The sequence below is a fragment of the Breoghania sp. JC706 genome (genome assembly GCF_037026715.1).
Lineage (GTDB): Bacteria > Pseudomonadota > Alphaproteobacteria > Rhizobiales > Stappiaceae > Breoghania.
In genome coordinates, this window is record NZ_JBANCG010000001.1 from 329302 (window position 1) to 342685 (window position 13384).

The window sequence follows — 13384 nt, forward strand, 5'->3', positions numbered from 1 at the left end:
AGATCCCGCGATCCGGGGGCACCCGCCCGAAATATGTTCTAGTTGAACAGGGCGAGCCGTTCGCCGGTGGAAAGCGCGCGCAGCGGATCGGCGGCGTCGTCCTCTTCCTCGGCAGAGGCTTCCGCGTCGAGGAAGGCCTGATCGGCGTCCTCTTCGTCCTCGTCGCTCTCAAGGCCGGCGTTCTCGTCGGCGGCGTCGAAGGGCTCCTGCGGATCAACCTCAAGGGCGGCGAATTCGTCGTCGGTGTCCGCGTCGAGCATGTCTTCCAGGACGTTGCCTGCGCCCGCGAGATCTTTCGGGAGTTCGTCTCCGGCGGTCTCCTCTTCACCGGTTTCGTCCGCTGCAGCCTCGTCGGCAACGGTCGCCTCCATCGCGTCCGCTTCCGCCTCTTCGTCGCCCATGTCGATCTTGTCGAACGAGATGTCGTTGATATCGAAACCGCCGTCCTCGGCGTCCGCGGACGGGTTGACAGCTGTCAACTCCGCGTCGTCCTGCGGGTCGTCCTCGGTGACGACGGCTGCGGCCTCCGGCTCGGCAGCGGTTTCCGGCTCGATCTCGTTCGGCTCGGCCTCTTCGGCCGCATCGCTGGTGTCGATGGCGGCGAAATCCATGGCGTCGATGTCGATCTGTTCGGATACGCCCGCTTCGTCGGCGCTCTCTGCCGCCGTCTCCGCGCTGGCGCTGTCCGCGTCGGCCATATCGTCATCGGCCATGTACCTGGCTTCGGCGTCCATCAGCTCGTCGACGGTGTTCTGCTTGATGGCCTTGTCCTCGCCCTGCGGGCCGTGCAGCAGGTGGGCGTCGGGGCGGTGTTCTTCCGGGTTGATCGGACCGGGATCGACATTCAACTCGTCGGCCTGAACGTCCCAGATCTCCATCATCTCGTTGATGCGCGATTCCAGGTAGCGCAGCACCTGGACGACCTTCTGCGTGCGCTGGCCGGTCAGGTCCTGGAACGAGCAGGCCATGAAGATGTCGGTGGTGTGGGCGTCGATGTCGTCGCACACCTTCTCGTCCACGCCCTGTTCGCGCAGGGTCCAGGCCAGTTCCTGAACGAGTTCCGCCTTGTGCAGGATGTCCTGGGTCGCGCCCTCGGTCTGGGTGACGATGGCGTCGAGCTCGTTGGAGGCCTCGGCGAAGCGGTCGCCGTCGGAGGATTCGGTCTTGATCTGGGCGATCTCGCGCCGGGTGCGCTGGATTGCCTCCTGCATGTCGGCGAGATCGAGCTGGATGCGCTCCAGCTTCGGCACCCTGTGCTCGCGGCGCATCATGCCTTCGAGCTTGCCGATCGCATCGAGCAGGATATTCGTGTCGGCGGACCTGTTACGCCGGGCATATTCTGAAAGGAACCAGCGGCCCCGCGTCGTCTCCATGACGGCGGATTCGATTGCTTCGTAGTCTTCCTCCCGCATAAGGGAAGGGGGGCTGACTGCGGCCATGCTTTCTCGCCTCGGCTTCATTTCCTGACGCTTCACGCGCGCTCTATGCGTGGCGCGCTTCAGGTTCTAATGTGACCCGAACTCGTCCATCGCCGTTCAGTATCGGTCCAAATCGTTAACGGCAGTTTAGATAGCCGCAATGGTTCGCGCAAATCCTGCCTCTTTTGCCCTGAAACGGCGTGTCGGGCTTCTTTTCGCATTGCAGTTTCTTGCGATGGGTCTGTTCCTGCCGTACTTCGCGATCTTTCTTTCCGACAAGGGGCTGACGGATGCGCAAATCGGTCTGGTCCTCGCCACGCCGCTTGCCATCCGCATCGTCTGTGGCCCCGTGATCGCGGCGATCGCCGATCGATTTGGCCGTCGTTCTGCTGCAATATCAATCGTTTGCGTTATTTCGGGTGTCGCCGTGGCCGGTTTTCTGCCGGCCCAGGGCTTCGTACAGATCCTGATGGTGATGATTGCCATGGCGATCTTTCACGGGGCGATCATTCCGCTCAGCGATGCCTATGCGATGGATACGGTGCGTGCCGGAGAGGGCGATTACGGACGCATGAGACTGTGGGGATCGGTGGCGTTCATGATCGCCACACTGGCCGGCGGCGCCGCGCTGGAGGCGATGTCCTCGAACCTCGTTCCCCTGGCGATGGCGGTTGCGCTCGTGGCCTGCGGCCTGATGGCGCAGACGTTGCCGGAACTGAACCGTTCGGATCCGGCGCAGCCCGCGCTGCCCTCCGCGCGGGGCCTGCGCGAGCCGCTCTTTCTCGCCGTGCTGCTCGCTGCCGCGCTCGTTCAGGGAAGCCATGCCGCCTATTACAGTTTCGGCTCGCTCTACTGGCGCGGACAAGGCATCGGCGAGACGGCGATCGGTGTCTTCTGGGTGACCGGCGTGGTGGTCGAGGTCGGGTTGTTCATGGGGGCGACGCGCCTCGGCATGCGCATGCCGCCGATGGGGATGATCGCGCTCGGAGCTCTCGCCGGCGTCGTGCGGTGGACGCTTTTCCCGCTCCTCACCGCCCCCGCCGCGGTGCTCGCGATGCAGATGCTGCACGGCTTCACGTTCGGCGCCGCGCATCTCGGGCTCGTCGCCTTCATCGCCGCCAGCATTCCCGCCCGCCGTGCCGCCACCGCGCAAGGCCTCGGCGGCACGTTCGTCGGTCTCGTCACGGCGCTTGGAACGCTGGTCAGCGGTCCGCTTTATGGCGCGGACCCCGCCTATGCCTTCTGGGCGATGGCGATGGCCTGCGTGCTGTCCGGTCTTCTGCTGGCCTTTGCGGCCGTGCGCGGAGCCGGCCGCACGCTGCGCGAAGGCTGAAGTCTGGCCTGTTGCGACCCGGCCTGTCTCGACCCGGCCAGGCGCGGCCGGGTCCATTGCATTTCAAATCGCGCTCAGGCGAGGCTCAGGCCGTGCCGCCCCACAGGGCGCCGTCGTAGCCGCGGATGACGCTGCCCTCATAGATGAGACCGGGCTCGCGATCTTTCGCCAGCAGCAGCGGGGCGTCGAGATCGACGAAGGCGGCATGGGCAGTCAGCAGCAGCGCGGGCGCCATGGCGAGCGATGTGCCGACCATGCAGCCGGTCATCACCTGAAAGCCCAGTTCCTCCGCCTTCGTCAGCGTGGTGATCGCCTCCGTCAGGCCGCCGGTCTTGTCGAGCTTGATGTTGATCGCGTCGTAGCGGTCGCGCAGGGTCTCCAGATCGGCGGACACGTGCATGCTCTCGTCGGCGCAGATCGGCACAGAAAAGTCATGCCCGCGCAGCGCATCGTCGTCAGCGGACGGCAGCGGCTGTTCGATGAGGGCGACACCCGCTCTGGCGCAGGCGGCAACGGACTCGGCCAGCCCGTCCTCGCGCCACGCCTCGTTGGCATCGACGATGAGAACGGATTCCGGGGCCGCCTCGCGAACCGCCGCGATACGCTCGATATCGCCGTCGCCGCCAAGCTTGATCTTCAGCAACGGGCGGCTCTGGGCTTTCTGTGCGGACTTGAACATGGCCTCGGGCGTGCCAAGGCTGATCGTGTAGGCGGTCGTGACGGGCCCTGCCGGGGCAAGGCCGGCGGCCTCGGCCACCGGTACGCCGGACAGCTTCGCCTCCAGATCCCACAGTGCGCAATCGATGGCGTTGCGCGCAGCCCCTGCCGGCATCGTCGTGCGCAGCGCCTCGCGGCCGAGCCCCGCCGCAAGGTCGGTTTCACGGCCGCGAATGGCGCTCATGACGTTTTCGACCGTTTCGCCGTAGCGCGGATAGGGGACGCATTCGCCGCGTCCGATATGGCCGTCCTGTTCGATTTCGACGACGACGACGACCGCTTCGGTGCGGCTGCCGCGTGAAATCGTGAAGGCCTCGGCCAGAGGCCAGGCCTCGCGTTGAATTGTCAGCCGGCGTGTCATTTTGATCATAGCTTTCAGAAAAGACGGAAGAATCGGGTGTTTGCCGGGGGACATGTTAGGCCAAACGGGTTAGTCTTGGCAGGTCCTTTTGCCCCACGGACGTTCGGAACCGAATGACCTATCAGACCGCCTCCGCGGAGCCGGCGATTTCATCGCAACGCGCCGGAAGCACGGCATTCCTGTCGCTGTCAGGTCCGTGGTTGCTCGCGCATGCGGCCGGGGCGGAGCATCTCGTGCAGACGGTGCATCTGGGCAAGCCTGCCATCGTCGAGATCGATCTGTCGCAGGTGACGGAGCTCGATACCGCGGGCGCATGGCTCATCCACAGGATTCGCGGGCGGTGCGAGTTCAAGGGCGCGCGCGTGCGCATCAACGGCGTCACGGAGCGGTTCCGCACCTTGCTCGACGAGGTGGAGGCGCATCATCCGCCGCCGTGGGACGCGCGCCGGCGCCGGATTTCGCTGCTGTGGCTGGTCGAGGCGACCGGCCGTCAGATGGTGGAAGTCGGCAAGGACGCCGTCGCCGTGCTGCACATCCTCGGCACGCTCGGCGTGGTCATCGCCAACACGATCGTCCATCCCCGGCGCCTCCGGCTGGTCTCCATCGCCCATCAGTTCGACCGGGTCGGCATCGGCGCCATCCCGATCGTCATGCTGATGAGCTTCCTGATCGGCGCCATCATCACCCAGCAGGGCGGGTTCTATCTGCGCCAGTTCGGGGCGGACCGCTATTCGGTGGATCTGGTCGGCGTGCTGGTGCTGCGCGAAATCGGCGTGCTTCTGACCGCGATCATGGTGGCGGGGCGCTCGGGCAGTGCGTTCACGGCCGAACTTGGCTCGATGAAGATGCGCGAGGAGATCGACGCGCTGCATGTCATCGGCCTGCGCGTGGGCGAGGTGCTGGTGCTGCCGCGCATCGTGGCGCTGATGCTGGCGCTGCCGATGCTGTCCTTTTTCGCCGATCTCGCTTCGCTCGTCGGCGGCGCCATGGTCGCTTGGAGCTATCTCGGCATCCAGCCGCAGAACTTCCTGCAATATCTGCGCGCGGCCATCGATTTCCAGACGCTGATGATCGGCCTCGTCAAGGCGCCGTTCATGGCGCTGATCATCGGTCTGGTGGCCTGCGTGGAGGGGCTCAAGGTGCGCGGTTCTTCCGAATCCCTCGGGTTGCACACCACGCTGTCGGTGGTGAAGGCGATCTTCATGGTCATCGTGACGGACGGGCTCTTCGCCATGTTCTTCGCCGGCATCGGGATCTGAGGCAGCCATGATCGATCCCGCGTCCACGCAAACGGCCCCGCCGGCGCAGGCCCCTGAGCGTGATGTCGTGCTCTCCGTGCGCGACGTGACGGTCGGCTTCGGCGACACGCTGGTCCTCAAGGATCTGGATCTCGACGTCTATCGCGGCGAGATCCTCGGCTTTGTCGGCGGGTCGGGCACGGGCAAGTCGGTGCTGATGCGCGCGATCCTGGGGCTGACGCCCCGGCGGGCGGGAACGATCGAGGTGCTCGGCATCGACCTCGACAAGGCCGACGATGAGGAGCGCACCCATGTGGAGCGCAACTGGGGGGTTCTGTTCCAGCAGGGCGCGCTGTTCTCCTCGCTCAACGTGCGCCAGAACATCCAGGTGCCGATGCGCGAACACCTCAGCTTGAGCGAGCGGCTGATGGATGAACTGGCGCTCTTCAAGCTCGATCTGGTGGGCCTGCCGCGCGATGCGGCGGAGAAGTTCCCCTCCGAGCTTTCCGGCGGCATGATCAAGCGGGCGAGCCTGGCGCGGGCGCTGGTGCTCGATCCGGAGATCGTCTTTCTGGACGAGCCCACCTCGGGGCTCGATCCGATCGCGGCCGCCGCCTTCGACGATCTGACGATCAAGCTGCGCGACACGCTGGGTCTGACCGTCTACATGGTGACCCACGACCTGGACAGCCTGCATTCCACGTGTGATCGGATTGCGGTGCTGGCGGAAAAGCGGGTTCTGACGACGGGGACGATCGATGAGATGCTCGCTTTCGATCACCCCTGGGTGCAGTCCTATTTCAACGGCGTGCGCGGCGCCAGGCGGGCCGGGCAGGAAAGGCCTGATGGCGGTCGCTCGGGTGCATGAGGGACACGCGCAACGCGGCCATGAGAGGCCGTTGAACAGCATGCGGATCGGGGCACCGTCGCGGTGATCCGGTCGTCAAGGAGTGGACGGGAATGGAAACCCGGGCGAACTACATCGCGATCGGATCGGTCGTCCTGCTGACGATCTTCTCCGCCTTCATCTTCGTCTGGTGGTTGGCGGGGACGGGCGAGGGCAACACGCGCCGTACGCTCAGGGTCATCTTTCCCGGCGCGGTGACGGGGCTCGAGGTCGGCGGTCAGGTTTTCTTCAACGGCATCCGCGTGGGCGAGGTGACGGATCTGACCTTCGCCCATGACGATCCCACGCGCGTCGTCGCGGTCACCGCGATCAAGGCGAACACGCCGCTGCGCGCCGATACCAAAGCCTCGCTCGGCTTTTCCGGTCTCACCGGCGTCGCCTACGTGGAGCTTGTGGGTGGCTCGAAGGACATGCCGGGCCTTCTGGAAACGGAAGAGAACCCCGAACTCATCGCCGACCGGTCCGGCTTCCAGGACCTTATGCAGGGCGCGCGCGATGTGCTTTCGAAGGCGGACAAGTCCCTTTCCACGATCAACGACCTGATCGATGCGAACCGCCCGGCGGTCCGCGAGTCGATCGACAACATCACCAAGTTCACCGATGCGCTCGCCGCCAATTCCGATGGCGTGAGCGGTTTCATGGCAAGCGTCTCGGACGCGACCAAGGCCTTCACCGGGCTTTCCGACAAGCTGCAGGGGCTGGTGGAACGGGCCGACACGCTGGTTGCCGCCGTCGATCCGCAGAAGGTGTCGACGTTCGTCGACAACATGTCCAATGCTTCCGGCAAGCTCGACAACGCGCTCAATCAGGTCGACCAGGTGGCCGCGGGCGCGAAAAAGGTGACGGACGAGCTGTCGACGTTCTCCGCCGGGCTCAACGCGGAACTTGAGAAGATCGACGCCGTCATCGGCGCGGTCGACAGGGACAAGGTCAGTGCGATCGTCGCCAACGTGGAGAACGTGACGAACCGGCTTTCCGCCAAGGCGGACGAGATCGACCAGATCATCGCCGATGCGCGGGCGGCGGCGGCCAGCATTCGCGAGACGAGCGATACCGTGGCGGCGAAGTCCGAACGCATCTCCAAGTTCATCGACGATGCCGGCGCGGTCGCCGACCAGCTCAAGACGGTCGCCGGCAACGTCAACGGCGTCATGGACGATGCGGGCAAGGTGATCCGTTCCGTCGATCCGAACCGGGTGTCGGATATCGTCGCCTCGGTCGACAAGGTCACCAAGAGTCTCGCCGGCCAGACCACCACCATCGAGGAAACGCTCGCCGATGCGCGCGGCGCCTCCGCAGATCTCCAGGCCTTCACCCAGGACGTGCGCAAGCGCCAGCCGGATATCGACCGGGTGATCTCCGATGCCCGGAACATCTCCGGCAAGCTGGACGTTGCGTCCTCGAAGGTCAACGACGTCCTGACCAAGGTGGACGGCTACGTGGAGGGCGACGGCGAGGGGCTGATCGTGGAGGCGACGGCGGCGGCGCGCTCCATCCGCGAGATCGCCGACAAGATCAACAGCCGCATCGGGCCCATCACGGACGGGTTTGCCCGCTTCTCCGACCGCGGCCTGCGCAATGTGGATGCGGTGCTGGAGCAGGCGCGGCAGACCCTTGAAGAGATACGGACGGTATTCGCCAATTTCGATCGCAATCCGAGCCGGGTTCTTTATGGTGGCGACGACGTTCCCGTCTACAATGGTGAGAGAAAGCGACGTTAGGGCATGTTTCCGTCAGATTGAATCCGTCCGGTCGACAGGAAACCGGACCAATGTCGGTCTGATTTATGAGGCTCGTGGCGCGTGATGCTTTACGGGCTTGTGCGAATAGCGCAAAAGGCTGTGAAGGTGCAGGCCTGTTCGGGAAGGGCCTGTGGCCCTCGGGCCGAAAAACGGACCGACGTGACGCGATGCCGGCAATGCCGGCGGCGGAGCGCGGGCAAAGAGGCGACGGACGCAATGGTGTGGCTGAGAACGATCGCAGATGTGGCCCGGCGCGGCGCGGCCGTTGCGCTTGTCGCGGCGGTGAGCGGATGCGCCGCGCTCGGCGGGGGCCCGGCGCCGCGCGACATCTACACGCTCAGTGCCCCGCGCGAGTTCGGCGCAACGAGCCGTCACAGCAAGGCCCAGATCCTCGTCGCGGCGCCGCATACGGTCGCCGCACTCGATACCGACAACATCGCCGTCGTCTCCAACGACATCTCGATGAGCTATTTCGGCGGTGCGGCCTGGAGCGACCGTGTTCCCCGCCTGCTGCAGTCCAAGATGATCGAGGCCTTCCAGAATTCCGGCGGCGTGCGCGCGGCCGGCCGGCCGGGCGAAGGGTTGCTGATCGACTACCAGATCGCCACCGACATCCGCGCCTTCCAGCTCGCCGTCGATGGCGCGCGCGTGGCGCGGGTGGAGTTCGCCGCCAATATCATCAACGATCGCAACGGCAAGGTTCTCGCCAGCCGCACCTTCCGGGCCGAAGAGCGCGCGGCGAGCGATACGGTCGAGGATGCCGTGGCCGCGATCGACCGCGCCACAGACAAGTGTCTTGTCGATCTCGTGAACTGGACGCTTGGACGGATCTGAGGGTGGGATGCGCTCCCGTTGCCGCGATGCGGTCCCTTCTAAATTGACTGCCTGGGGTCCGCCATGACCGGGCGTAGTGGACGTCTTCTCGCTCTTCTTGAGGAATTGCGTGCGCACCGTCGGCCGGTCACCGCAAAGCAGTTGGCGGCGAAGTTCCAGGTGTCGGAGCGCACCATCCTTCGCGACTTCAAGGTTCTGGCCGAACTCGGCGCGCCGGTGGAAGGCGTGGCCGGCCTTGGCTTCGTGCTCGGAAAAGGCTTCTTCATGCCGCCGCTGGCGCTAAGCGAGCTTGAAGCCGACGCCGTGCTGCTGGGCTTGCGCTTTGTGCAGCGGCGTGGCGATCCGGATCTGTGCGAAGCCGCATCCGGTGCGCTCGCCAAGATCGCCGCCGGGCTCGGCGAGGATCGGGCGCGCGCCATGCGCACCAGCGGGCTTGCGGTCGCCCCGTCGAACACGGATGACGGCGAACGGATCGGACAGGTGCGCCAGGCGATTTCCGCCGAGCACAAGATCGAGATCCTTTATCGCGATGCGCGCGGTGCGGAGACGAGACGCATCGTCTGGCCCATCGCGCTCGCCTTCTTCGACGATACGCAGATTCTGGTTGCATGGTGCGAGCGCCGCGAGGCATTCCGCCATTTCCGCCTCGACCGCATCCAGTCCTTGAGCAACCTTGCCGATCGCCTGCCGGCGCCCCGGCGGATCCTTCTGGCCGAATACAGTCTGGAGGAACCAGAGGCCGACCTGTGACGGATCGCTCCTGACACGAATTGACGGGAGGCGCTGCTACTCCGCGCGTTCGCTTGCGAACGAAAAGGAGTTTGATCGTGCATATCATTCTTGGCGGAACGGGACAGGTGGGCGCAGCGGCGGCGCGCTATCTGCTTGCGCGCGCAGAACCGGTGACCATCGTGACTCGAGACGCGTCGCACGGGGAAAGCCTGCGGGCGGTCGGAGCCGAAATCGCGGTCGCCGATATTCGCGACGCGCGGTCCCTGCATGACGTTCTCGCCCGTGGCCGGCGTGCTCTGCTTCTCAATCCGCCGGCAAACCCGGCTGGCGATATCGATGTGGAGGAAAGCGCCGGTGTGGCCGCAATCCTTCAGGCTCTTGAAGGCGCCCCGTTGGAAAAGGTCGTCGTGGTCTCGACCTATGGCGCGCGCCCCGGCTCGCACTGCGGAGACCTGACGGTCCTGCATGCGCTGGAACAGGGCGCACTTGCGCAGCCGATCCCGGCGGCGATCAATCGCGGCGCATACTACATGAGCAACTGGCTGCTTTCCGCACGGCAGGCCCGTGAAACGGGTCGGCTTGTCTCCTTTCTTCCCGCAGACATGCCGCTCGCGATGGTGTCGCCCGACGATCTGGGCGAGGCGGCCGCCCGCCGGCTGCTCGAACCGGCGGACGATATTGCGCCCTGGCATGTGGAGGGCCCGCGCTGTTACACGCCGCGCGACGTGGCGGATGTGCTCTCCGGCCTCTGGGGGCGGCAGATACAGGTGGAGGAGGTGCCGCCGGGTGAATGGGAGGCATGCTACCGCCAGGCCGGATTTTCCGCCGCGTCCGCGCAGTCTTTCGCCGGAATGACCGGGGTCGTCGCCGATGGCGGGATCGAGACGCCGGCCGATCCCGTGCGCGGGCCGACCGGTCTGGAGAGCTATTTGCGCGCGGCTCTCAGCAACTGAAGGCGCATGCCGGTCATCGGGAGAGGATGCGTCCGTGGCTTTGCCGTCCTTGTTCGCATGAAGGCTTCAAGGTTATAAGCCGCGCTATCGTTTCCTCTCTCCCGTGATTGCGACCGCGCCCCATGACCTGCCCTGAAAACCCGCTGTTCGCGCTTCTGGAAAGCCGGCATTCCTGCCGCAAGTTCCTGAGCGAGCCCGTGCCTCTGGCGATCCTGGAGCAGCTCCTTCGGGCCGCGCGCGCAGCACCCAGCAGCTCGAACCTGCAGCCGGGCCGCTTTCAGGTTCTCACCGGCGAGCCGCTTAGCGCCTTCTGTGCCGATCTTGCCGCGCATGCCGAGGCCGAGGCGCCGGAGCCGCCGGAATACTCCTATTTTCCCGATCCGATGCCCGCGCATCTGAAGGAGCGGCGCAGAGGGGCCGGCTATGCGCTCTACCGCGCGCTTGGCATCGACCGGCGCGACCTCGAGGGCCGCAAGGCGCAGTTTGCCGCGAACTACCGGTTCTTCGATGCGCCGGTCGGCCTTGTCGTCTCCATCCGCCGCGACATGGGGGCTGGCTGCTACATGGATCTCGGCATGTCGGTCCTGGCTCTGATGCTGGCGGCCGAAAGCCTCGGCTATGCCACCTGCGCGATCGGCGCGCTCTCCAATTACGGGCGCTACATCCACCGCCGCCTTGCCCTTGCCGACGACGAACTCGTCGTCTGCGGCATCGCCCTGGGCCGGGCGGACCGTGCGGCGCCGGTCAACGGCTTTCGCACCGAACGCATCGGGCTCGCCGACTACGCAGCCTTTCACGGTTTCGACGGGGAGGCCTGAGGATGGCCGAGGCGCGGGTCGAAATCGCCTGCAACGGCATTGCGCTGGAGCGGGCATCCGGCGAGATGGCCGATGCGCTCTCCCGGCTGCTCGACCTGCGGGCGGAGGGGGCGAGCCTGCGGGTCTCCCATCGCGCCCCCTGGGTCGAGGCGCGGCCCGGCGCCGGGCACATCGAATGCATGACGTCTGGAAGCCGCGGCCGACCCAAGGTCATCCGCCGCGCCCTCTCGTCATGGGAACGCAGCTTCGAGGTCAACCGAGAGCTCTTCGGGTTCACTGCCGACGATCGTGCGGCGGTGTTCGGCAATCTCGGCCATTCGCTGGCGCTCTACGGCGTTCTGGAAGCGCTGCACGCCGGCGCGGGGGTGGAATTCATGGCCGGCATGCGGCCCGATCATCAGGCCGAGCGGCTGGCCGAGGCCGGCGTCAGCGTTCTTTATGCCACGCCAACGCAGCTCAAGTTGCTGCCGGCGGAGCGCGGCATTCCCGGCGTGCGGTTGATCCTGTGCGGCGGCGGCGCGCTCGACCGGGCGACGGCGGAACGGGTCGCGTCGGTCTTTCCATCTGCTGAGCTGCGCCAGTTCTACGGCGCCTCGGAGACGAGCTTCATCACGCTCAGCGACGGTGGCACGCCGGAAGGTTCGGTCGGGCGCGCCTATCCCGGCGTCGAGATCGAGATCCGCAACGCCTCGGCGGGCATCGGCGAGATCTGGGTGAGGAGCCCGTATCTCTTCGAAGGCTACAGCGAGGGCGAGAGCGCGGACACGCGGCGCGACGGCGAATTCCTGACGGTTGGCGAACTCGGCCGGCAGGATGGCGAGGGATATCTCTGGCTCGCCGGCCGCACGAGCCGGATGGTGACCATCGCCGACAGGAACGTCTTTCCCGAGGAGATCGAAAGGGTTCTGGCCGAGGTTCTGGGCAGTCGGGCCTGCGCCGTCATCAGCCGCAAGGATGTGCTCAGGGGAAACGTGCTCGTCGTCTTCATCGAGGGCCGGGACGACGATGCCGAAGAGCGGCTGCTCCGGCAGAAGATCCGCGGTGAGCTCGGGCCGGAAATGGTGCCGCGCCGGTTCGTCTATCTCGACCCGTTCCCGCTTCTCGCCTCCGGCAAACCCGATCTTGGCGCTCTGGAGGGGAGGGCAACATGAGCTTCATCGCGGCAGCGCTTCGAACGGCAGTGGTGCCGCGCGGCGGCGCCTTCAAGGCCTTGCGCCCGCACGAGCTGGCGGCTCCCGTGATCGAAGCCCTGCTGCGCGAGGCGGGGATCGGGGGCGCCCGCGTCGACCAGATCATTCTTTCCAATGCGCTCGGCGGCGGCGGAAATCCGGCACGCGTCGCCGCCCTTGCGGCGGGGCTGCCACATGTCTCGGGCCTCAGCATCGACGCGCAATGCGCCGGCGGGCTCGATGCGATCGCGCTCGCCGCTGCCATGATCGATGCGGGGCAGGCGCGCATCGTGATTGCCGGCGGGGCGGAGAGCTTCTCGCTGCGGCCCTTGCGCGCCCACACCTTCGCCGATGGCCGAGAACCCGAATTCTACACCCGTCCGCCGTTTTCGCCCTTTCCCGAACAGGATCCCGACATGGCGGATGCGGCGGATGAACTCGCCCGCCAGTACGGCATTACGCGCGAGGAACAGGATGCCTACGCGGTCGCCAGCCACGCCCGGGCGCTTGCCGCGCGGGAGCGGCTTGCGGGTGAAATCGTGCCGCTGGCGGGGGTGGCGCAGGACATGTTCACCCGTGCGCTGTCGCCAAGGCTTGCGGCGCGAACGCCCGTCGTCTCCGGTACGGTCAGCGTCGCGGCAACGGCGGTGGAGGCGGATGCGGCGGCGTTCTGCCTCGTGGCGTCTGCCGACGTTCTTCGCGAAATGCCGCATCTGCGTGGGGCGGAGATTGTCGCTCATGCGAGTGCGGGCGGGGAAAGCACGATGCCCGGCATTGCGCCTGTGCGGGCGGTGAAGCGCGTTCTGGCAGGGCAGGGGCTCCGTCCGGGCGATCTCGTCGCTGTTGAACTGATGGAAGCCTACGCGGCGCAGGCCATGGCCTGCATCCGAGGTGCGGGACTGCCTGCCGACCGCATCAATCGCGGCGGCGGCGCGCTTGCACGCGGCCACCCGATCGGGGCGTCGGGCGCGATCCTCGCCTGCCGGCTCTACCACGAACTGGGCGCCACAGGTGGAACGGGTATGTGCGCCATCGCGGCCGCGGGCGGCATCGGTTCGGCGCTGTTGCTGCGGGCATAATACGGCCGAGAGGACGGTGTGAAGCCGATTCCCTCGGGACGGCTCGCGGCCCCGTTATCTTCCTGATCAATACGCTTGCCACC

The 13384-nt window shown here is 66.3% G+C and carries 12 protein-coding genes; 10 read left to right on the plus strand and 2 right to left on the minus strand.

Annotation, left to right across the window (positions count from 1 at the left end; genetic code table 11):
* Positions 1-38: 38 nt before the first annotated feature.
* A complete protein-coding gene (locus tag V2L18_RS01435) occupies positions 39-1439 on the minus strand; it encodes a protein phosphatase CheZ (protein WP_336175937.1) in 1401 nt (466 codons plus the stop codon).
* A 139-nt stretch (positions 1440-1578) separates the two neighbouring features.
* Between V2L18_RS01435 and V2L18_RS01440 the strand changes: the two genes are divergently transcribed.
* Entirely contained in the window at positions 1579-2751 is a 1173-nt protein-coding gene (locus tag V2L18_RS01440; protein WP_336175939.1) for an MFS transporter, read from the plus strand.
* Between the two features lie 85 nt (positions 2752-2836).
* On the opposite strand, the gene dgcA is transcribed toward V2L18_RS01440, so the two are convergent.
* Positions 2837-3829, minus strand: coding sequence for an N-acetyl-D-Glu racemase DgcA (dgcA, locus tag V2L18_RS01445; RefSeq protein ID WP_336176371.1), 993 nt, complete (start codon positions 3827-3829; stop codon positions 2837-2839).
* A gap of 113 nt (positions 3830-3942) precedes the next feature.
* Here dgcA and V2L18_RS01450 point away from each other — a divergent pair, with 113 nt between their 5' ends.
* The 9 genes from V2L18_RS01450 (at position 3943) to V2L18_RS01490 (ending at position 13301) form a co-directional block, all read left to right on the plus strand.
* The gene (locus V2L18_RS01450) at positions 3943-5088 is read left to right on the plus strand and encodes an ABC transporter permease (protein WP_336175941.1); all 1146 of its coding nucleotides are present in this window, start codon (positions 3943-3945) and stop codon (positions 5086-5088) included.
* A gap of 7 nt (positions 5089-5095) precedes the next feature.
* Entirely contained in the window at positions 5096-5935 is an 840-nt protein-coding gene (locus tag V2L18_RS01455) for an ABC transporter ATP-binding protein (protein WP_336175943.1), read from the plus strand.
* Between the two features lie 92 nt (positions 5936-6027).
* Entirely contained in the window at positions 6028-7695 is a 1668-nt protein-coding gene (locus V2L18_RS01460) for an MlaD family protein (protein WP_336175944.1), read from the plus strand.
* Between the two features lie 237 nt (positions 7696-7932).
* A complete protein-coding gene (locus tag V2L18_RS01465; RefSeq protein WP_336175945.1) occupies positions 7933-8550 on the plus strand; it encodes an ABC-type transport auxiliary lipoprotein family protein in 618 nt (205 codons plus the stop codon).
* A 63-nt stretch (positions 8551-8613) separates the two neighbouring features.
* The gene (locus tag V2L18_RS01470) at positions 8614-9300 is read left to right on the plus strand and encodes a YafY family protein (protein WP_336175946.1); all 687 of its coding nucleotides are present in this window, start codon (positions 8614-8616) and stop codon (positions 9298-9300) included.
* A 77-nt stretch (positions 9301-9377) separates the two neighbouring features.
* On the plus strand, positions 9378-10235 hold the full coding sequence (locus V2L18_RS01475; protein WP_336175947.1) for an NAD(P)H-binding protein: 858 nt from the start codon (positions 9378-9380) through the stop codon (positions 10233-10235).
* A gap of 122 nt (positions 10236-10357) precedes the next feature.
* Positions 10358-11053, plus strand: coding sequence for a nitroreductase (locus V2L18_RS01480; RefSeq protein WP_336175949.1), 696 nt, complete (start codon positions 10358-10360; stop codon positions 11051-11053).
* 2 nt (positions 11054-11055) lie between these two features.
* Positions 11056-12204 carry an AMP-binding protein gene (locus V2L18_RS01485; RefSeq protein WP_336175950.1) on the plus strand — a complete coding sequence of 383 codons (1149 nt, stop codon included), beginning with the start codon at positions 11056-11058 and terminating at the stop codon, positions 12202-12204.
* Positions 12201-13301, plus strand: coding sequence for a thiolase family protein (locus V2L18_RS01490; RefSeq protein WP_336175951.1), 1101 nt, complete (start codon positions 12201-12203; stop codon positions 13299-13301). Before V2L18_RS01485 ends, V2L18_RS01490 begins: the two co-directional genes overlap by 4 nt.
* Positions 13302-13384: the final 83 nt, after the last annotated feature.

Excerpts from the sequence above, each read along its gene's own strand:
- V2L18_RS01435 (WP_336175937.1), bottom strand. The coding sequence starts at position 1,439 with ATGGCCGCAGTCAGCCCCCCTTCCCTTATGCGGGAGGAAGACTACGAA.
- V2L18_RS01485 (WP_336175950.1), top strand. The coding sequence starts at position 11,056 with ATGGCCGAGGCGCGGGTCGAAATCGCCTGCAACGGCATTGCGCTGGAG.
- V2L18_RS01470 (WP_336175946.1), top strand. The coding sequence starts at position 8,614 with ATGACCGGGCGTAGTGGACGTCTTCTCGCTCTTCTTGAGGAATTGCGT.
- V2L18_RS01465 (WP_336175945.1), top strand. The coding sequence starts at position 7,933 with ATGGTGTGGCTGAGAACGATCGCAGATGTGGCCCGGCGCGGCGCGGCC.
- V2L18_RS01455 (WP_336175943.1), top strand. The coding sequence starts at position 5,096 with ATGATCGATCCCGCGTCCACGCAAACGGCCCCGCCGGCGCAGGCCCCT.
- V2L18_RS01490 (WP_336175951.1), top strand. The coding sequence starts at position 12,201 with ATGAGCTTCATCGCGGCAGCGCTTCGAACGGCAGTGGTGCCGCGCGGC.
- V2L18_RS01440 (WP_336175939.1), top strand. The coding sequence starts at position 1,579 with ATGGTTCGCGCAAATCCTGCCTCTTTTGCCCTGAAACGGCGTGTCGGG.
- dgcA (WP_336176371.1), bottom strand. The coding sequence starts at position 3,829 with ATGACACGCCGGCTGACAATTCAACGCGAGGCCTGGCCTCTGGCCGAG.
- V2L18_RS01480 (WP_336175949.1), top strand. The coding sequence starts at position 10,358 with ATGACCTGCCCTGAAAACCCGCTGTTCGCGCTTCTGGAAAGCCGGCAT.
- V2L18_RS01460 (WP_336175944.1), top strand. The coding sequence starts at position 6,028 with ATGGAAACCCGGGCGAACTACATCGCGATCGGATCGGTCGTCCTGCTG.
- V2L18_RS01450 (WP_336175941.1), top strand. The coding sequence starts at position 3,943 with ATGACCTATCAGACCGCCTCCGCGGAGCCGGCGATTTCATCGCAACGC.